The organism is Flavobacterium sp. GW821-FHT12A05, from assembly GCF_058807735.1.
In genome coordinates, this window is sequence record NZ_JBXAQY010000003.1 from 717,797 (window position 1) to 739,001 (window position 21,205).

17 protein-coding genes are annotated in these 21,205 nt (G+C 35.3%); 1 reads left to right on the top strand and 16 read right to left on the bottom strand.

Features of this window, described 5'->3' with window-relative positions:
* Nucleotides 1-86: 86 nt before the first annotated feature.
* From AC1RRQ_RS09495 to AC1RRQ_RS09520, 6 genes are all read right to left on the bottom strand, one after another.
* On the bottom strand, nucleotides 87-2,105 hold the full coding sequence (locus tag AC1RRQ_RS09495) for a glycoside hydrolase family 97 protein (protein ID WP_493022782.1): 2,019 nt from the start codon (nucleotides 2,103-2,105) through the stop codon (nucleotides 87-89).
* 25 nt (nucleotides 2,106-2,130) lie between these two features.
* Entirely contained in the window at nucleotides 2,131-3,375 is a 1,245-nt protein-coding gene (locus AC1RRQ_RS09500) for a glycoside hydrolase family 99 protein (protein ID WP_493022783.1), read from the bottom strand.
* 73 nt (nucleotides 3,376-3,448) lie between these two features.
* The gene (locus tag AC1RRQ_RS09505) at nucleotides 3,449-4,960 is read right to left on the bottom strand and encodes a RagB/SusD family nutrient uptake outer membrane protein (protein WP_493022784.1); all 1,512 of its coding nucleotides are present in this window, start codon (nucleotides 4,958-4,960) and stop codon (nucleotides 3,449-3,451) included.
* Nucleotides 4,961-4,984: 24 nt separating this feature from the next.
* Nucleotides 4,985-8,002 (bottom strand): SusC/RagA family TonB-linked outer membrane protein, encoded by a 3,018-nt coding sequence (locus AC1RRQ_RS09510; RefSeq protein ID WP_493022785.1) that lies wholly within the window; start codon nucleotides 8,000-8,002, stop codon nucleotides 4,985-4,987.
* A gap of 28 nt (nucleotides 8,003-8,030) precedes the next feature.
* Nucleotides 8,031-9,113 (bottom strand): hypothetical protein, encoded by a 1,083-nt coding sequence (locus tag AC1RRQ_RS09515; protein ID WP_493022786.1) that lies wholly within the window; start codon nucleotides 9,111-9,113, stop codon nucleotides 8,031-8,033.
* 8 nt (nucleotides 9,114-9,121) lie between these two features.
* Complete coding sequence (locus tag AC1RRQ_RS09520; protein ID WP_493022787.1) at nucleotides 9,122-9,643, bottom strand: DUF5004 domain-containing protein; 522 nt, start codon at nucleotides 9,641-9,643, stop codon at nucleotides 9,122-9,124.
* Nucleotides 9,644-10,117: 474 nt separating this feature from the next.
* Between AC1RRQ_RS09520 and susR the strand changes: the two genes are divergently transcribed.
* On the top strand, nucleotides 10,118-11,716 hold the full coding sequence (gene susR, locus AC1RRQ_RS09525) for a SusR family glycan utilization regulator (protein ID WP_493022788.1): 1,599 nt from the start codon (nucleotides 10,118-10,120) through the stop codon (nucleotides 11,714-11,716).
* Between the two features lie 136 nt (nucleotides 11,717-11,852).
* On the opposite strand, the gene AC1RRQ_RS09530 is transcribed toward susR, so the two are convergent.
* The 10 genes from AC1RRQ_RS09530 to AC1RRQ_RS09575 all read right to left on the bottom strand — a co-directional run bounded on the left by AC1RRQ_RS09530 (nucleotide 11,853) and on the right by AC1RRQ_RS09575 (nucleotide 21,136).
* Entirely contained in the window at nucleotides 11,853-13,076 is a 1,224-nt protein-coding gene (locus AC1RRQ_RS09530; RefSeq protein ID WP_493022789.1) for a sterol desaturase family protein, read from the bottom strand.
* 115 nt (nucleotides 13,077-13,191) lie between these two features.
* A complete protein-coding gene (locus AC1RRQ_RS09535; protein WP_493022790.1) occupies nucleotides 13,192-14,478 on the bottom strand; it encodes a Glu/Leu/Phe/Val family dehydrogenase in 1,287 nt (428 codons plus the stop codon).
* A 444-nt stretch (nucleotides 14,479-14,922) separates the two neighbouring features.
* Nucleotides 14,923-15,777, bottom strand: coding sequence for an EamA family transporter (locus AC1RRQ_RS09540; RefSeq protein ID WP_493022791.1), 855 nt, complete (start codon nucleotides 15,775-15,777; stop codon nucleotides 14,923-14,925).
* Nucleotides 15,778-15,839: 62 nt separating this feature from the next.
* Complete coding sequence (locus AC1RRQ_RS09545; RefSeq protein WP_493022792.1) at nucleotides 15,840-16,433, bottom strand: 2OG-Fe(II) oxygenase; 594 nt, start codon at nucleotides 16,431-16,433, stop codon at nucleotides 15,840-15,842.
* 170 nt (nucleotides 16,434-16,603) lie between these two features.
* Nucleotides 16,604-18,067 carry an AAA family ATPase gene (locus tag AC1RRQ_RS09550; protein ID WP_493022793.1) on the bottom strand — a complete coding sequence of 488 codons (1,464 nt, stop codon included), beginning with the start codon at nucleotides 18,065-18,067 and terminating at the stop codon, nucleotides 16,604-16,606.
* A gap of 379 nt (nucleotides 18,068-18,446) precedes the next feature.
* Nucleotides 18,447-19,565: a vWA domain-containing protein gene (locus AC1RRQ_RS09555; protein ID WP_493022794.1), complete on the bottom strand. Its 1,119-nt coding sequence runs from the start codon at nucleotides 19,563-19,565 to the stop codon at nucleotides 18,447-18,449.
* Nucleotides 19,566-19,671: 106 nt separating this feature from the next.
* Complete coding sequence (locus tag AC1RRQ_RS09560; RefSeq protein WP_493022795.1) at nucleotides 19,672-20,052, bottom strand: YchJ family protein; 381 nt, start codon at nucleotides 20,050-20,052, stop codon at nucleotides 19,672-19,674.
* The gene (locus tag AC1RRQ_RS09565; protein WP_071638606.1) at nucleotides 20,039-20,275 is read right to left on the bottom strand and encodes a hypothetical protein; all 237 of its coding nucleotides are present in this window, start codon (nucleotides 20,273-20,275) and stop codon (nucleotides 20,039-20,041) included. The genes AC1RRQ_RS09560 and AC1RRQ_RS09565 overlap by 14 nt, the downstream gene beginning before the upstream one ends.
* Nucleotides 20,276-20,447: 172 nt before the next feature.
* Nucleotides 20,448-20,594 carry a hypothetical protein gene (locus tag AC1RRQ_RS09570; protein ID WP_493022796.1) on the bottom strand — a complete coding sequence of 49 codons (147 nt, stop codon included), beginning with the start codon at nucleotides 20,592-20,594 and terminating at the stop codon, nucleotides 20,448-20,450.
* Nucleotides 20,594-21,136 (bottom strand): hypothetical protein, encoded by a 543-nt coding sequence (locus AC1RRQ_RS09575; protein ID WP_493022797.1) that lies wholly within the window; start codon nucleotides 21,134-21,136, stop codon nucleotides 20,594-20,596. Before AC1RRQ_RS09575 ends, AC1RRQ_RS09570 begins: the two co-directional genes overlap by 1 nt.
* Nucleotides 21,137-21,205 lie beyond the last annotated feature (69 nt).

Genomic DNA, 21,205 nt, shown 5'->3' on the forward strand with positions numbered 1-21,205 from the left:
ATCTACGTTTGAAACAAAAAAACAAACCCGACATCTCTTTCAAGATATCGGGTTCATCAAACTTAACTTAACTCAAACTAAACTACTTATTTCTCGATTGGAGTAAATTTTATAGCTGTTCCTCCTCCAGCTGCCAATTTGATATTTAAAACTGTTTTGTTATTTACTTTTTGTTTTGAAATCGTAACCGGATACGGATTTATTTTATAATCAGCTCCTGCTCCATCGGCATAAATTTCGGCTTCGTATTCTTTTCCTGCATCTAAGAAAGATAAAGTTACTTTAAGATCTCTGGCATCTTTGTTTGTAATAGAACCCAAGTACCAGTTTTTCTCGTCCCAGTCTTTACGTGCGATTGTCGTGTATTCTCCAATTTTTGAATCTAAAACTTTAGTATCAGACCAGGTGCAAGGCACCTCTTTTATGAATTGAAATTCAGGTTTGTTTACATAATTCTCCGGTAAATCTGAAGCCATTTGCAGCGGACTGAAAATAATAACATATAAGGCCAATTGATTTGCTAAAGTCGTTTGTACACGCGCTCCAGATGGCGTTTTATAATCAAAATTGAAATTACCCGGCGTATAATCAAACGGACCCGAAAGCATTCTTGTAAACGGTAAAGTTGTTAAATGCTGCGGCGTGTTTCCGCCGTCTACAGACCACGCATTGTATTCCTGTCCTCTACCGCCTTCCTGAGACATAAAGTTTGGATACGTACGCTGTAAACCTGTTCCTTTAATTGGTTCGTGGTTGTCGATCATGATATGATATTTGGCAGCCGTTTCGATTACTTTTCTGTAATGACGTGATGCATACTGGCTGTCGTGCCATTCTTTTTTATCCAAATATTTGTTTACGTAACCCGTTTTAACTGAATTCACGCCCATTTTTTGATACAATTTAAAGGCATCTTCTAATTGGCTTTCATAATGTTTAGAAGCGCCTGCTGTTTCGTGATGTCCTATTAAACGAACATTTTTCATGGCAGCATATTTTGTAATTTCTTCCAAATTAAAATCTGGGTATGCTTTTACAAAACTAAATGCAGTTCCATCGGCAGTCCAGTCGCCGTCCCAGCCCTCGTTCCAGCCTTCTACCAGAACGCCGTCAAAATTGTTTTTCGCAGCAAAATCAATATATTCTTTTGTATTTTTTGTTGTAGCACCGTGTTTTGGTCCTTGCCCCCAGGTGAATTTTTCTAAATGCATTCCCCACCAGATTCCAATGTATTTTGAAGGTGTAATCCAGGAAAGATCTTCAATTTTTGAAGGTTCATTTAAATTCAGCATGATCGTGGAAGTGGCAACCTCTCCCGGATTTTCACCTACAACAATTGTTCTCCAAGGTGTTTTAAATGGCGTTTCGGCATATACTTTTACACCATCTGCCCACGGCACTAAATCACTTTTGTATTGTTTATCATTTGTTTTTAAAAGCGTCATCGAAGCAAAATCGGTTAGATTGGCTTCGTGAATCGCAACGTATAATTTTTCTTTTGTTTCAAAAGTTGCCGGCGTATTAATCGTATCGGTTTTACTAACTGGCGTTTTACGGTATTCACTTTCATAATAACTGTTTTCGCGGTGCACGGGAATCCACCAAACATCGTTATTTGATTTAAAAGTAAACTGTGTAATTTCATTTGAGATTTTCACTTTTCCTAAATTAGGCTGTTTTGGAAACTCATATCGAAATCCTACTCCATCATCAAAAACCCTGAAAATAATATCAACCAGACGTTCTTCTCCTTTTGATTCTTTTAAGTGAACAATCAATTCGTTGTGGTGGTCGCGAACCTTTTTAAATTCACCCCAAGGCTGTTCCCAGGTTTCATCGGCTGTTTTTTCTTCGGTGGAAACCACTTCAAAACCTTCGGTCATTTTTTGAATTCCCTGAAATTCAAATCCCATTAATGAAGGTTCTATCACTGATTTTCCGTTTTTAGAAAAACTGTATTGCGGCTGTCCTGATGGTGTTAATTCAAATAGTAATTCGGTAACTTTTCCAGGTGAATTGATTTTATATGTTTTTTTAGTACTGCAGGCTAAAACCAGCATTGAAGCTAAAGCGATTATACAGTATCTATATCTTATGTTTCTCATTATGTATTGGTATTAATTACGGCTCTTATTTTATTTCGTTTATTAACTGTTTTGCTTTTGCTGGCTGCATCGAAACAAAATAATTAAAGGCCTGATCTAGTTTTTTCTGAGCATCGGCGTTGGATTTCTTTTCTACACGCAGGTTATACATTTTACTGATATCCGGAAAAACAGATTCGGTGTTTTTTACTCCGGCAAATGCTTTTACTTTTTCGATGTAAGTGTATCCAAATTCAAGCGTTGGTTCGAACATGGTACCTTCTCCAAAGTCGTTCCAGGTAATGAGCTGCAGATAGTTTAGATTGGCATTTTTGGCTAAGGAAAGTGTTTCGTCTAAAGTTGCACCGTTTTTATGATCTATTGTCCATCCTATTGCTGTGCCGCCTCCGCCTTCGGCATAAAAATCTTTAAAACCAGGATAAGCGCTTCCTATTGCAACAGAAAGTTTTGGTTTTGTATTGGTGTAAAAATTGGTTAAGAAACTATTGTCTTTGTAAACCCAGGCATATTCTCCAGAGGCATTTGCCCCAGCTTCTATAGATTGATCCCATAGTGTTAAAAAAGTAGGTTTTGTAGTTAAGGTATTGAAAACGTTTGTCCATTCGGCAGGCGTTTGCAATACGATTGGTCCAAAATTCAACAATAAAGGTTTTCCGTTTACTTTGATGTAATTTTTATCGTCAAAGTAATTTTTCTCCATATAAGCTAAATCTGTTTTTGCTGCGCTGGTTACCGAAATTGCTTTTCCGGCATTTACAACATTTGTTGTTACCCTGTCTTCGTAAACAATGGCATATTCTAATCCCACTTTATCCAGCATTGCAATAAGCTGTTCTGTATTTTCTTTTACCATTCTGTAATCATTGACGTCATAAGTGCCATACCAATCGATTAATACACCATCAATTCCTGAATATTTCATCAATAATAAATGATTTTCAATCACATTTTTATCGCCTGAATGATACGGCCCGATAAGAGGATAATAATACGATGCAATTTCTCTGCGGTTGTTTGCTCCTATTGTATTCGGGTTTTTGTTTGCCATTGTCCAGTGATAGCCCCATTTTTTGTCGGCGCTGCTTTCATTGGTTTCAAACCAAGGCATATAATGAACGTAAATTTTAGTACTGTTTGTTTTTTCAATTGCAACCGGTGCAATTGCTTCTGGTTTTACAGGTTCATCTGAACCTTTGTCGTCACTGCTGCATCCGGAAGTGACTAAAATGTTCATTATACCAAAAAACAATAATGTGATATATCTTTTCATATTGATGTTTGTTTTTTAAAAGTATGTCAGCCTTCCACGACTAACCAACATGGAAGACTGACATTCAAGAAACCTAATTCACCGGATACCCAGGATTTTGTACCAGATTTTTATTAGAAGTTATTACTGTACTTGGAATAGGGAAAATTCCTCTGTATTTTTCTGTTGGTCCTTTTTCCCACCATGGCAGGAAGAATGTTCCAAAACGAATATTATCTGTTCTTCTTCTTCCTTCAAAAGTAAATTCTCTAAGTAATTCCTGATCGATAAAATGAAGGTCGATTGTTGCCGGCATTTCGGCACCAGCGCGAGATGTTATCTGCTGTACAAAAGGTTTTGCCATATCTGGAGAACCTAAACGTACATAACATTCTGCCTGCATCATTAAAATTTCGGCATAACGAATTAATACTAAATCGTGGTCACGTTCCCAGGTTTCTCCCTCTTTCATTTCGTATTTTCCTAAACGAACTCCTTCGTTATCTTTGGCAGCAGCTACACTTGTAACGGCTTCTGTATAGATAAGAGGTTCTCCGTTATCCATAATAATCACGTTTCCTGTAGCCAGATTGATTTGTTCTCCGGCCACCATGCATTTCTTTCTTTTATCTGTATCGGCAAAAGCAGAATATACTCCCGGCTGTGCACACATTCCGTTAGCGCTCCAAGGATAATCTCCCGTTGCAGAAACGGTTAATTTATGCAAGTAGTGGCAAGACATTGAGTTCATATAATTTCCAACAGTTCCTGCTTTTGAATCGTAAGGAATTGCAAAAATAATTTCAGATGATTTCTGATTTTCTGTTGCAAAATTGGCAAAGAAATCAGGTGTCAATGTGTAACCGGCAACTTTTTGGCACATATTGATACAATCTTGCCAGCGTGGTGTTCCTATGTAAACTTCTGAGTTAAGATATAATCTTGCTAAGATAGAATAGGCCACATTTTTTGTCATTTTTGAATACACCACATTTGATGTTAAATAAGGAATTGCATCCAGAAATTCTTTTTCTACAAAATCGTAAACTTGTTTTCTTGTAGAATTTGACGGCAGCGATGTGTCTTCAAAATTGGTAACGATTGGCACATTTCCAAATGCATCTAAAAGATTATAATAGTAATATGCTCTTAGCGCTTTTAATTCTGCGTAAATTGGTGCTTTTGCGTTAGCTGCCAATGACGATTTATCGATTTGATAAATAATAGCGTTGATTTTTGCAATTCCGGTGTAGTTGTAACGCCAGGCTGCAAGGATCAAACGGTTGTCTGCTTTCCAGGTATGTTTTTGCGCATCCTGATACTGACCGCCATCGTACCAGTTTGTACCTCTGGTTGGAATTGTAGCTTCGTCTGAAACGGTTTCGTTCAAAAAGAATACAAATTCACAGGTTGGGTAGTTATTTGAAATATTATCAGCAAATCCTCTTAACGAAGAATAAGCCCCACCAACCAATGCATCAACTTCTTTTGGAGTATTTCCAAAATTTCCATCCTGTACCTTATCGTATAAATCCTCATTTAAATTGGTACATGATATCGTAAAAAGCATGCTTACTAATAATGCTGCTGTTATTTTGATTTTCATTTTTTATATTTTTGAGTTAATCGCTTAATTATTCAGCGTGAAATTTAATCCAACAGAAATTGTAGTTGGTCTAGGGTAATTGTTGAATTTTTCTATACCTGGTCCTGCTAATCCTGTTTGGTCTACTACTCCTGTTTGACCTACTCCGTTTTGCGCATTTAATCCAATCTCCGGATCTACTCCTTTGTATTTCGTAAATACTGCAAGGTTTTCTCCCATTAAGTAAAATCTCAACTTAGAGCTTTTGTATTTTAAAGGCAGTGTATAACCTACAGATACTGTTTGTAATCTAAAGAATGAAGCATCTTCGATCCAGTAATCAGAATATTTTGGAGCAGATGTAATACCGCTTTTTAAGAAATCATCCGGTACGTTATAAGTTGGTAATCTGTTAGGATCGTTCAACATCATATTTGTAGCATTTAAAGCTTTTTGACCGAACATTCCGTATCCGGAAATTCCAAGGTCGAAGTTTTTGTATGTAAAGTTCATACCAATACCTAAAGTTAAATCAGGCTGAATATTTCCTAAATCTGTTTTATCTCCATCTACTAAAGCATTTTCTGCTACGATATCTCCTGCAGCATTATAGTATTGAATTTTTCCGTTTGGATCAAGTCCTGCATTTCTGAATCCCCAGAAAGTTCCAACTGGATATCCTTCCGCAATAATTTGAGAATATTGACCAGACATACCAGATAAACCGTGTAATGAACCACTGTAAATAACATCTGTTTTATAGGTAGGATTTGACAGTTTTTCGATTTTTTGAACATTGTGTCCAAGCGTTAAATTAGCATTCCATGTAAATTTATCGCCTCTTACGATATCAGCATTTAAAGTAAGTTCCACTCCTTTGTTAGACATTTCTCCAACGTTTGCCAGCATTGTTCCAACTAAATATGGCGGCTGAGGAACTTCGTATGTATACAATAAATCGTCTGTATTTTTTTGGTACCATTCAAATGAACCTGTAATTCTGTCGAATAAAGTAAAATCTACCCCAATATTTAATTGTCTTGTTGATTCCCATTTCAAATCAGGGTTTGGATTTTGTGTTGGAGAATATGCTAAACTCCATCTTCCTGTAACCGGATCGTAATAACTGTCGCTTCCAACTCCTAAAATTGATAACGATTTGTATTCGCCAATTCCGTCCTGATTACCTGTAACTCCATAACCTACTCTTAGTTTTAAAGATCCTAACCAGTCTTTGGTTCCGCTCATGAATTCTTCGTTAGAAATTCTCCACGCCGCAGATGCTGATGGAAAAGTTCCCCATTTATTGTTTTCTCCAAAACGGCTTGAACCATCACGTCTTACTGTCGCAGTAAGCAGGTATCTTCCATCGTACCCGTAATTAGCACGTGCGTAGAAAGAAACTAAATTTGATTTTCCTTTGTATGAATACACATCTCCTAAACGGTAGTTAGAACCTCCGCCTAAGTTATTATAACTAAAAGCATCTGTTACAAAGCCAGAACGCTGTGCTCCAAAACCTTCGTAAATATTCTCAAGATAAGAATAACCCGCAAGAGCGCTGATATTGTGTTTGTCGATCACTTTATTATAATTTACATAAAGTTCTCCTTGTGCATTTGTATATTCTGCGTAAGTTCTTTGAGCACGGCCAGATTCAGTACGGCCCGTAATAACAGCATAAGTTGGAATATAAGAACCGCCTTTTACTGCGTTATGTTCTAATGAAATATTAGCAACTGCCTGAAAATCATTCAAAAATTTAACTTCAGTTTTAAAATAACCTAAAAGTCTGTGTCTTTCGTTATCCACTGTTCTGTTGGTTAAAATTTCTACCGGGTTTTCATAAAGCGTATAATTAACAGCAGTAAAATTTCCGTTTGCATCATAAACCGGAATTGTTGGATTTAAGTTGTAAGCACGCTCAAAAATAGTGTAATCAATAGGATGCCATTTGTCTATATTAGCAAATAATCCCATATCAAATTTTACATCTTTGTTATCTCCAAGATATTGATAAGCGCTTACGTTTCCGCTGATTCTTTCCAATCCTGATTTTTTAATAACCCCTTCGTTGTTTAAGTACGAAAGTGAAGCTCTAAAACCACTGTCTGTTTTTCCGGAATTAATGCTTAAAGTATGAGACTGAGAAATCGCTGTCTGCTCAATTGCTTTCTGCCAGTTTGTATTAGCTCCAAAATCAATTGCATCTTTATTTCCGGTTTCGCGCATGTAGCCTCTCCATTGGTTTGCAGAAAGAAGATCTAAATTGTCTGTAACATAACCAATACTTGATAAACCGCTGTACGTTACAGAAACTCCTTTTGTTCCTGATTTAGTTGTAATAATGATAACTCCGTTTGCTCCTCTTGATCCATAAATGGCTGTTGCCGAAGCATCTTTAAGAACATCTACTGATTTAATATCTGAAGGCTGTACCACGTTGATATCAACACCAGCGATTCCGTCAACTACAATAAGCGGACTGTTGCTTGCTGTTAATGAAGTTCCTCCACGCAAACGTATTGTTGCTCCCGCAGCAGGATCTCCCGAAGGACGAATAATGTTAAGCCCTGCTACTTTTCCCTGCAAAACCTGCTCTGTAGAAGAAATCGTTCCTTTTAATAAATTTTCTGCAGTAACGGTCGAAATAGCTCCTGTTAAATCAGATTTCTTCTGCGTTCCATAACCGACAGATACCACCTGAACTTCATTTAATTGGTATCCATCATTTTGTAAATGAATATCTAATTTTGAAGACGATGCTGTAATTTGAACTTTTTGAGTTGTTGATCCAATAAACGAAACTTCGATAGAACCACCTACGGCTACCTCCAGTGTAAATTTTCCGTCAAAATCTGTTGTAGTTGCATTTCTGGTTCCAGTTTCTAATACCGAAGCCCCCGGTAATACCGTGCCCGTATTGTCATAAACGGTACCTGTAATCAGTTTTTTTCCCTGAGCAAACATTCCTGCCGAAAGAAAAAGCATGAAAATCATGAATACCAGCGATTTAGTAGTCCACATTTGATGCAGGACTATTCTTTTATTTTTACTATTCATTAGAATGATGTTTTAATTTGATAGTGAATTATTTGTCTAGAGTTTTAAGCGGAATTGTCGTGTCTGAAATTGTTTTGTCTTTGTTGTCTTTAACCACAACATGAATTTCACTTAAACTTGGAGAATCTTTTAGTTCAGAAACTAAATTGACAAATCCTTTTATCTCTGCAACTCCTCCAGTAAACTCACCAGAAATTGTTTTTGTACCGGCAGTAATCGTGTAAATTAATTTGTTTACACCCGGCTCATTGTTTTTTCTATAAATTCCTAAGAAATCTTTTTGGCTGATTTGTAAAGGGAAATATCCAAAAACCGGTGCTGGCGGCGGAACGTAAGCTCCTGCATATAAAACCTGATCCGGAATAGTTCCTGCCCAATCGTCTTTTACCATCAGGAAAACTAAATTTTTCATCTCGTAACCATCTGGCGCATTGTAATAGTCTTTTGGAACTAAATCCATTTTATAAAAACCGTTTCCTAAATCTTTTAATTTTGTTTTTGCTGCAATTTCCGGCAGCCATGATTGGTATTCTTGTTTAACATCCCAATCGTTCAGTCCGCTGTGCATGTGTACGCTGGTTGCGCCTGCAAATCCCGGAGCTAAATTGGCATTAAACAAGATACTTACGCCTTTATCAATAGTTGGTTTTGTCGGATAAGCTCTGATCAGCTCATTCGCCGTATAAAATGTTGTGAAATCAGTATAGACCATATTGGCCACGTCGCTTTGTTTAGATCCGTTTTTGTTTTTTAAACGAAACCAAAATCCTGCGCTTGCTGCAATTTCGGCTGGGGTTTTAGTAAAGTATAAAGTTGGAGTTAAAGTAAAACTCCATACTTTGTTTCCTTCGTATTTCAATTTTGCAAAATCAGATGAGTTTTCCCAGTGGTTTGCATCCGGTTCAGAGGGAGACCAGATCCACATGTATAAATCTTCGTTTTCAGCAAATGTAGTACCCGCAAGATCGAAGTACCAGGTTACTTTTTCATCATATTTGTACACTACAGGAAATGATGACATTGCTCCTACAGCTCCCGCATTTTCTTGTGCCTTAGTAAAAGTTGGAGCCATCAACAGGGCAAGTAAAATTGTATATAGAAATTTTTTCATATTACTTTTTAATTAATAGCATTTAATTTGAATACATAAGTCACAATAGAAACTCCGCCGGAAGAATGTGCTAACTGAAATTCCATTTCGCCATTCTTTCCAGGAACTGATGATATTTTAAGTTCGTCTGTTTTTTGAGTTTTTTGCGCGTCGCTATACAAGTAGATTTTAACTGGACTTGGATTTGTTGGCTGAAAATCTGAGCTCAGCTGCCAGTATCCTTTTGGGGCAAACAAAGGAGGAACATTACCCGTTACTTCATAACTTGTAGGATTGTTTTTTTCGTCTACGTTAAATTTGATTTTAAAATCTTCGTAGTTAAAAAAAGTACTCAAGTTTTCTTCTTTTGGCTCGATGTTACTTGCCTTCGCAACTTCATCGACCATCTTCAAATTGGTTAATCCCCAGTTTCCATTTACTTTCTCATAAAGGGTAATAGGATTAACGTAGCTGCCGTCTTCTGTATTATCGCAGCTAATGGCGAAAAAACACATAAAAAGAGCTAACCAATAATAACTTTTACTTCTCATAAATTTTTGGTTTTTGTTAGTTTTTCATCCTCTTAAAAGGACAGTACGAAACTAGATGTTAAATAAATCTAAAAAAAAATATCTGCGAAAAATCAAGATATAATTCAAACGTTTCCGTAATTAAAAAATTGATTATCAGTATTTTAAGATTTTAGTAAAAACATAAAAATCAAGGTACTGTCTAGATAAAAAAGTGGCAATAATAAATGGTAAATATGACAATATGAAAATTTTATATGAATATTTTTTCACTATACACAGATATAACCACTTTTTATTGTATAATTGCAAATAATTAGAGTACTTTTAACATTCCAAAGCCTATTCTAGGCCTCTAAGATGCTTTTCTTAAGAAAATCTCAACAAGCTGCTCTTTATTCTAAAAACTGAAAATCATCAGTTTTTCATTAATTTTGACTTTAAACGAATTAGCTCACACCATAAATTATCTTACCCTAAAACCACAACCAAACCATGCAAAAAATATTCATTTTGTATTTTTTCATTATGGGCTTTTCTCTAACTGCGAAAGAGACGAATCCTATTCTTGAAGAATTAGATAATGTGCTTCTCAAAAAAGAAGTTTACCTTAAACAGAAATATCGAAAAATTGAAACTTTAAAAAAGAACGTTTCAAAGTTTACCGTCAGCCAAAACAACGAACAGCTTTATAATACCTATATGTCTTTGTTTGATGAGTACAAATCATTCAAATACGATTCGGCTTATTATTATTTAGAAGAAGCGAAAATCAAGGCCAAAGTTTTAAAAGATCCCAAGTTTTTATCTAAAAGCCGAATTAAGGAAGGTTTCGTACTGCTTTCGTCCGGGCTTTTTAAAGAAGCCATCGATACACTTAATGTTATTGATGATACCAAACTTGATCTGAAAAATAAATTTGAATACTATAATATTAAAGCCCGAGCTTATTATGATTTAGCCGATTACAACCGCGATCAGCGTTTTAATATTCATTATGTACAGCAGGGAAATCATTTTCTAAAAAAAGCATTGGAATTAATTGGAACCAATACGAATGAATATTGGGCGGCCGAAAGTCTAAAACGTTTAAAACAGCAGGATTGGCGCGGTGCCGAATTTGCCTTCAGTTATTGGATAAACAACTACCACCTTCCGCCGGATTATTACGGAATTGCTACTTCGAGTCTTGGTTATATTTATTCTGAAAGAGGATACACCAAAAAAGCCATTCATTATCTCGCACTTGCCGCTATTGCCGATGTTAAAAATGCGACCAAAGAAACCGTTGCGCTTAGAAATCTAGCCAACGAACTCTTTAAAATGGGCTATTTAGACAAAGCCAATGAATATATTAATATTGCCATGGACGATGCTACTTTTTACAATGCCAGACATCGTAAAATTGAAATTTCGTCGATACTGCCTATTATCGAAAAAGCGCAGCTGAATAATGTAAAAGATAAGAATGATAAGCTGGAGAAGATTATTATTTTATTGACGATTTTAACTCTTATTATTATCCTGTTCTCTATCATCATTTTTAAACAATTAAAAGAAAAAAATAAAGCCCGAAAAATAATGGCTTCGTCCTACGCACAGCTGCAGGAAATGAACATTAGTTTGAGCGAGGCAAATGCCATTAAGGAAGAATATATTACGTATTTTATTAAGGCCACATCGGCGTTTATTAATAAGATAGATCATATTCAGAAAAGTACGCTTCATAAAATTATTACCAAGAAAACCGATGAAGTTATTGCGAGTTTAAAACGTTATAATGTAAAGGAAGAAAGAGAGAATCTTTTTCATCAATTTGATGAAATCTTCCTGAAATTGTTCCCCACTTTTGTAACCGATTTTAATCATTTATTTCCAAACGATCATAAATGTATTGTAAAGAAAGGCGAACTTTTGAATACAGAACTACGCATTTTCGCTTTATATCGATTAGGGATTCAGGACAGCAGTCAAATGGCTGAATTCCTGGAACTTTCTGTAGCTACAATTTATACGTACAAAACCAGAATCAAAAGCAAATCTGATTTTAAAGATACTTTCGAAGAGAAAATTATGGCGATTAAAACGATTTAAAGGGCTGAGATACTAAGGCTCTAAGAGGCTGAGAGGCTAAGGGACTAAGTTTTTTTTATACATTAAAAAAAAACCGCCACAAATCACGAATTTATATTTAAAATAATTCGTGAATTCGTGGCGGTTTTTATGTTTATTATTCCGAAGATTCTAATTGTAAAATCATATTTTGATAATATTTGCTAAGCGAGAATAATTGCTCGGCAAAAATCATAATGGCTAACGGAACAAAGAAAAACATGGTTAGATTTTCTGCGTACAGGAAATAAGTTGTTACCATAAAAATACGTGTATATTCGAGATAATAAATCCATTTTCGCTGTTCTAATATCGCGCCGCAATTGATTAAAGTGATGATGATAATAGATAAAACAAAAATCTTATCGTAGGCTTCTAAATGATCAAAATAATACGTAAAAACAGTCAGTAATAAAGTAGAGACCGCCAATTGAATATAAAGGTAATTACGAAAACGAAGTCTTTGATGCGGATTGCTTTTATCCTGTAGAAAACGTTTTTCTAAAGTTGGACGAATATCCTGATCCATGTGGGCGGGACTTCCAAAAACGGCTTTCCATCTAGCTTTAAAACCTTTGGAACGTTTCCACAATTCAAAAATTTCAAAATAATAATGAAAGTGCTGCCACAGGAAACTATAACTTTTAAGAGGATGTGTTAATCCGTACTTTGGTTTTTCTTCTTCTTGCTGAAAAGTACCAAAAAGACGATCCCAAAAAGTAAACATATCTCCGTAATTTTTATCGAGATATTTTTCGTCAGAGGCATGATGAACACCATGAATCGATGGTGTTACAAAAACATATTCGAGCCATTTTATGCTGCCAATAAGTTGTGTATGGGTAAAGAAAGAATAGGCACCATGTACAATAAGCATGGTTATTACCATTGTGGGATGAAAACCAACCAGGGGCAGAATACACCAAAATCCCGTTCGGACTACAGCCTGAAAAGTGGTAATCCTGGCAGCGGCGGTAAAATTAAATTCTTCGCTGTGGTGATGCACAATGTGTGCTGCCCAGAAAAAATTGACTTCATGACCTAGTCTGTGGTACCAATACCAAACAAAATCTGTTGCGAGAATCAAGGCAATCCAGACTAAAACGCCGCTTGGAATTTCGAAAATCCGATAATCGTCGTAAATCAAATAATACAATTGATAAAAACTTGCCGCAACAAATAAATTAATCAATCGCTCCGCAATACCAATGCTGATATTAGAAACAGAACTTTCATAATTAAAAATTTCAGGTCTTTTTTTTCGTTGTGCCAGCTTGTATTCTAAGAATAAAAACAGGAAGAAAGCAGGCATTGCAAAAGCAAGAAAATTGATATTTTTCATTTTTATAAATTACTTTATATGGAATAGGAACTAAAAAAGACATTTCATCAACTAAAAAAACATGTTTTTACACGTTTTAGTAATTGATGAAAATAATCTTGGGTGCATTAAAAAATTAATTCTGTTTGAATTTTGGTGCTTCTAGCGCCACTTCTTTTACAGATTGTGTCTCTGCCACTTTCTTCAAAGCAATTATGTAAGCTGCAATTCTTGGCGTTACATCATGTTTAGCTGCTACTCTAAATACGGTTTCAAAACCTTTCTCCAAAATATCTTCTAAACGCTTATTAATCTGGTGAATTCTCCATGATTCTAATAATGAATTCTGAAGCCATTCGAAATACGAAACGGTAACACCTCCCGCATTTGCTAAAATATCCGGAACGACCAAAACGTTATTTTCATGCAGAATTTTATCGGCATCTGAAGAAACGGGTCCATTTGCGGCCTCAATAATTATTTTAGCGCGGATGTCTTTGGCATTTTTTTGTGTAATGACATCTTCTTTTGCCGCCGGAATCAAAACATCAACATCTAAAAGCAATAAATCTTCGTGTTTAATTGCCACTGAATTTGGATATCCTTTAATAGTTTTATTGTTGAGATTGTAATACAAAATCAGCTCCGGAATATTGATTCCATCCGGATTATAAAAAGCTTCCGAAACATCGCTTACCGCTACAATTTTTACTCCTTTTTCATATAAAAATAAAGCCGAATGCAAACCAACATTTCCAAATCCCTGAATTGCTGCAGTTGATCTTGCCGGTCTGATTTTTAATTTTTCCAATGCCAGTAAACTAATAATGCTTACGCCTCTTCCGGTTGCTTCTACCCTTCCAAGAGAACCTCCAGAATGCAGGTGTTTTCCGGTAACAACCGCATGAATTGTTTTTCCGTGTACTAACGAAAATTCATCCATCAGCCAGCCCATTTCGTCAGGACCTGTTCCCATATCTGGTGCAGGAACATCTTTTTCAGGTCCAAAAATATCTGCTAATGCTTTTGTATACGCTCTTGTAATTCTTTCTAATTCGGTTTTAGAAAGTGTTCTTGGATCGCAGATAATACCGCCTTTTGCTCCTCCAAAAGGAATTCCGGTTACCGCAGATTTCCAGGTCATCCAGGCCGCAAGTGCTTTAACTTCATCAAGGTTTACAGCAGTATCATAACGGATTCCGCCTTTTGACGGTCCTAAAGCTGTGTTGTGAATAACACGGTATCCTTCGAAGTTTTGCTCTGTGCCATTATCTAATGTGATAGAAAAATTTACCACAATTTGTTTTTCCGGACGTTGCAGCTTTTGTCTTATCGATTCATCAAGATTAAGAATATCGGCTGCTATATTAAAACGATCAATCATAGATTGAAAGGGATTCTGTTTTATAATTTGTGTACTCATAGTATTTATTTTTAAAATTTGGGTTTATCAGGATTTGGGTTTAATAAAATGTTAGGTCTCAATAAAAATTGACAAGTGATGCACATACAACAAGGAATTTTTGTCTGGCAGCAATGCATCATACTATTTATGTTTCTATTTGATCTCATTTTATTTGTTTTAATGGTTCTAAAAAAAAGCCTTTCATGGTGCATGAAAGGCTCAAAAAAAAAATAACTAACAAGTACTTTCTCTATTAACGCCATTTCATCGTATGGTTTGACATACAGCACATCGTCAAGCTGCACATAAACGGGATGATATTTAGACTATAGTTTTTCATTGTTAGGACAAATTTATAAATATATTTTATAAATTCTATCGAATTAGTAGAGTTTATTTAAAAATTTTTCAAACTTAACATTAAATAAGCTGTAAATTAAAGACTTAAAGAGTCAAAAAAAATTATGCAAATTGAGAAAAAACAATAAAAACAATGGCAATTAAAGCCAATGCAATACCAAAAAAGTTGATTTTTGATAGTTTTTCTTTAAAGAAAAGCAAGCCTACAAGACTTCCTAAAACAATAACTCCCATATTCATTCCGGCAAAAACAGTAGACGGATTTTCGGCAAATGCTTTGTGGGCTTTTAAGTAAAATAGAATATTTCCAAAATTAAAAATACCTACTAAAGCCCCAAAAAGAATGTTTTTTGAATTTAAATTCACCTTTTTCAAAACCACATCATACACTACAACCAGCAGAGAAACAGCCAGAGCAATATCAAAAACTATAAATAGTGAAGTTGTATAAGGCAAAGCGGTATAAAGTGCAATTTGCTTAAATAGGATATCTACAATTCCAAAACCCAGAAACACCGCTGCAGGATAAATCCATTTGTTTTGGTCGTTTATAGATTGTTTTCTTAAGATGAATAAAAGCGCGACAAAACCAATTATTAATCCGATAACTTTATAGGAATTAAATTCTTCTTTAAAAACTAACCAGGCGGCGATTATCGGAATAAACAACGACAAACGCTGTGCGGCATCTGTTTTTACGATTCCCATATATTTTATCGAAGTAAATAAAAACAGAAAAACGATTGGCAGTATAACACCAACAGCTGCATAGATATTCCATGGTGCATCTGCATGAACTGCTGTTAAATCAGGGCTAAAAGTAAAGTAGCAGAGTAATATTGCCGTTATATAATTGAAAGCTATTATTTGAATTGGATTTGCATTGTATTTACGGGTTATTTTGAAAATTACACCAACCGTTACACTGCATAAAATGCTTAAAATTAGAAATAACATAGAATTAAATTTTTGAGAACAAAAATAGTGTTTATCTGTTTTATACTTTCAAAAAAAACATATTAATCGCTCTTTAACCAGCCGGTAATACTCATTCGGGTATTTTGGGTTACTAATACTTCGTGAACCAATTCGTTACTTTTAAAGAAAACAGTTTTTCCCTGAATCGGCGAAATTTTCTGCTGGCTGTTATTTTGGTGAATCATTAATTCTCCTCCGTCACTTTCTATCCAACTGCTGTTTAGATAACTGATCATTGAGTATTTACGGCTCGAATTGTTTTTGAACTGATCGAGGTGTTTTAAATAAAAATCGCCTTTTTCATATAAGGAATAATGAAACTCATAACCCGTAATTCCGGCAAAACAACTTTCGTTTAAATACAATACGAAAGCATCGATGATATCAAAAAACTCATTTTCGAAAACATTGTTATGCTTTTTATCCAGCCAGTAAATCGTGTCTTTTCTAACGGTTCCATCCAGAGCAAACTTCTCTGAATTGCCTATTCCTGCCGTCAGTAACAGACTTGCAGCATTTAAATCGATTAAATTCTTCTTGAGATTGTCTGCGAGAGCATCGCTCATAAAACGTTCTGATATTCCAATTTTATTCTCTATATAACTTGCGATCAAATCTTCGAAACTATCATTCATTTCTTTTTTGGGAAAACTGCAAATACAGCCAACGCAGCAAGGTAAAGGAATTAAAACTGGTAATTACTTTATTTTTAAACAAATAAAGAAACAACAGCCCATAAAAAACCCGACAGGTTTTAAAAACCTGTCGGGTTTAGTAACTACGTTAATAATTAACAATTTATAATTTACAATTTACTAATATAACTTCCATACATATCTTTAAATTGATGTCCTTGCGCAAAACGGTCTTTGCTTAGTTTTTTATATTCTACCAATGCCCATAAAACGAATTCTTTCATGAAGTATTGATCTTTTTTATCTAATTCAGGCTGGTATTTTTTCAATAAAATATCCAATGGCGTAACTTCATCTAAAATACTTTGGTATTCAGCATCTGAGGCATCATCTAATAATTCGAAACCACTTTCGGCAAAAAACCATTCAATCAAATCAGAATAAGGTGTTTTTTCTCCCGGTTTTTCTAATTTTTCAATTTTAGGAAACAACGTTGGGAACAAAGTTCGAATTGCCATTCCTATTAAATGCTGTGCTACAAAAGCAGCTCCCTCCTGCTCGCCTTCATAAACCAATTCTACTTTTCCTGTAATGGCCGGAATAATTCCGATAAAATCTGATAAACGTAAAACTGTTTTATCTGCACCTGATTTTAAAGCACGGCGTTCTGCAGTACTAATTAAATTTTCAAAAGCGGTAATACTCATTCTGGCACTTACACCACTTTTATTGTCTATATATTCGCTTTCACGCGCTTCAAAACTTATTTGTTCTAAAATATCTTTGGCCAAATTTGGCACATAGACTATATCACTTTGGTTTTCGTCTAGTTTTGCTTCTTGTTCCGTAATAGTTCTTGCAATTGCAACCGTTTCAGGATAATGCGTTAAAATCTGCGAACCAATTCTATCTTTAAGAGGTGTAACGATACTTCCTCTGTTGGTATAATCTTCTGGGTTTGCGGTAAAAATAAACTGCATATCAAGAGGCATTCTCAATTTAAAACCGCGAATTTGAATATCACCTTCCTGCAGAATATTAAATAACGCTACCTGAATTCTGGCTTGTAAATCCGGTAATTCATTAATAACAAAAATACTGCGATTGGCTCTCGGAATCATTCCAAAGTGAATAACACGATCATCAGCGTAAGATAATTTTAAATTCGCCGCTTTTATCGGGTCAACGTCTCCAATTAAATCGGCAACGGTAACATCCGGCGTTGCTAGTTTTTCGAAGAAACGTTCGTTTCTGTGTAACCACGAAATTGGAGTTTCATCGCCTTTTTCTTCAATTAAATCTTTAGCAAATCGCGAAATTGGATTTAACGGATCGTCGTTGATTTCTGAGCCCGTTACAAACGGAATATACTCATCCAGCAATTCTACCATTTTGCGCGCCAAACGTGTTTTTGCCTGTCCGCGAAGACCTAATAAATTGATATTATGGCGAGACAAAATCGCACGTTCCAACTCCGGAATTACCGTATTTTCGAATCCGTGAACACCTTCAAAAACAGGTTTCCCCGTTTTGATTTTCTCACGAAGATTATTTCGTAATTCGTCTTTAATACTTGTGCTCTTATATCCTGCAGCTTTTAACTGCCCTAATGTTTTTATATTGTTTATTTCCATTTTTATTGAAATATCGATTTTATTATTGATTTTAAATGACCATGTATTGTGTCATTACTGTGTGTAGACGCACTGCTGTGCGTCTCTACGATATGCTTTATTTATAAATTAATCTCTTTTAAAAAACTTCGAACCTTTGCAACTTTGACCCTAAATCAACATTGTGTCATTACTTTGCGTAGACGCACTGCGGTGCGTCTCTACGATATGCGTTGTTTGTTAAATTAATCATTAACCAATAGCACAGCGCTTCGACTTCGCTCAGCGTGACAACTGCTTAGACGCATTTCTGTGCATCTCTACACTGAAAACTGAGACTGAACACTTACAACTGAACACTTACAACTGAACACTGAATACTGCGACTGAACACTGAAAACTATCTAACTCGTTTCTTCCTATTCGTTTCGTAATCTTCAAAAATCATTTCGCCAAGACCTTTTAATCCGGTATAAAATGCTTTTCCTTGATTTGCTTCGGTAAAATGATTTACAAAACGCTGTAAATAAGGATCATTTGCAATCATGAAAGTCGTAATTGGAATATGTAATTTTCTGGCCTGCTGTGCCTGTGTGTAGCATTTGTCTACAATATATTCGTCAAGACCGTTGCTGTTCATATAATACGAACCGTCGCGTTCACGCACGCAGCTTGGCTTTCCGTCGGTAATCATGAAAATTTGTTTGTTGGTATTTCGTTTTCGGCGTAAAATATCCATCGCTAACTGAAGGCCTGCAACCGTATTGGTATGATATGGACCGACTTGCAGATATGGCAGATCTTTAATTGGAATTGTCCAGGCGTCGTTTCCAAAAACCAGAATATCAAGCGTATCTTTTGGATAACGCGTTGTGATTAATTCAGCCAAAGCCATGGCTACTTTTTTGGCCGGCGTAATTCTATCTTCTCCATACAAAATCATACTATGGCTGATGTCGATCATTAAAACGGTACTCATTTGTGCTTTGTACTGCGTTTCTTCGATAACCAAATCATTTTCAGTCAGCATGAAACTTTCTACTCCATTATTGATTTGGGCGTTTCGCAGACTTTCGGTTAATGAAATACGTTCTAAACCATCGCCAAAATTAAATTCGCGAAATTCTCCTGTATGTTCATCGCCATTTCCGGCATGTTTTGTTTTGTGATTTCCGTTTCCGGAACGTTTCAGGTTCCCAAAAATTTGATCTAAAGCCTGCTGACGAATGGCACGTTCTGTTTTAGCAGTTATACCAAAACCACCGCTTCCGTCTTCTTTAACTTCGTCTTTTATGTAACCTTTCTTTTTTAAATCTTCGATAAAATCATCGATTGTGTAGTTCTCATCGGTCAGTTTATATTCTATATCCAACTCCCGAAGCCAGCTGATTGCTTCATCAAAATCGCCCGAAGTATGGGTGATAAGCTCTTTGAAAATGCCAAAAAGTTTTTCAAACGGAGACTGAAAAGGGGCTTCGTACGACTTAAAATAAAAACCTTTTTTAAATTCGTTTTTCATAATTTTAAAATTACGGTTTTTTAGAATTATGAAAAACGAAACGTTTATTAATTTTTAGTTAAAATATTTAACCAAAATCTACAGCTAACAGTGTTAGATATAATGATTATTCAAACTTTCCATCAACATAAAACCATTCGTTATTTTCAAACTTAAAGGTTGAAAACTCATAATGAGTCTGTGGTTTGCTATCTGAATCTAAAAAATAAGCTTTAAACTCAACTGTATTTTCTGTGAAACTTAAAATTTCCAGCTTTTGCCATTTATTAGCGGTCGCCCATTTTAAAATTTCGGTTTTCGAATAATATTTTCTTTCCGAAATATAAGTAGTTTGCAAAAGATAATCGGCATTGTGAGTTGCATAAGCCGAATATCGAGAACGCATTAAAGCCAAAGCTGTCGGCGCTTTTTGGTTATTTTCGAGATACAAGCCGCAGCAATTTTCAAACGGTAATCCAGTATCGCAATAACATTTATGCGTCGCCATCTACTTCTTCTTCTCCGTTAAGTTTTACGTGCAGCTGATTCAATAAAACCTGATATCGGCTTATTTCTCTCACTTCTTCATCTTCTTCAGCAAAATCAATCATTTCGTCTAATACTTCGCTTACATCTAATAGTTTATTATTTGCTTCTCTGGAATCTCCTGCTGCAATTAAATCAATGATTTCCTGTACGCTCGCTTTTAAGGTTTCGAATTTATTACTCATAATCTTTTTTTGTTTTTTGTTTGCCACGAATTTCACAAATTAGCACTAATTTTTAATTTGAATTGAATACAAAACTTAAAAATTAATTCGTGGTAATTCGTGAAATTCGTGGCGAAAAATATGTTTAATTTTTTATTTCAGGTTTCACGTTCTGTTGTAACTTGAAACTATTTTATTCTTCTTTTTTATTTTCGTTGAATTTCTTCACAATTTCTTTCAGCTTTTCTTTGCGCGAAACTTCGGCTTGTTTTTTCTTAGCCTGGGCTTTGTGCAATTTATCATTATGAATTTTGATATTCTTTTCGTTGTTGCGTCCCATTATATTTCTCTTTTAATTTCTTCTAAACTTTTTTCGGTAAAAATCAATTCGTTAATAAGCTGCTTTCTTAAATCGGCAATATCATCATAATCAAAATATTTTGCCCAAGAAGTTAATTGCTGCAGGTTTCGTATTTGTTTTAACCTCTTTGTGGTTTCAAAACTGGTTCTCAACACTGCTTTTTGATCGTATTTTGGATTATTTCTATGCTGATAATTGGCAAGGTTCTTTTCGAAATCGGCTTCTATATAATACAGTTTTTCCTCGGCATTATCAGGATAAAACTCATTCCATGCTGCAAAACCAATTTTTGTTTTCGATTCGGTTTCCGGTTCACGGGCAACTAAACGCCATTTGCTATTGGCTAATCTTCCCCAATGATTCGAAACGCGGTACATTCCGGCTTCGGTATAATAATAGGTACTTCCCGCTTTGCTTTCAAACTGTTTTTTCAAACCTTCAATTTCATTTGGAAGGACTTCATTAAAAACACAAAATGTATTCTTGAAAGAATTAGGATGTGGTTTAAAATTTTTCTGCATGTGCAAATATACTCAGATTGCCGCGAACTCCCTAAAACAAACATAAATTGATTAACTTTGCTGCATCAA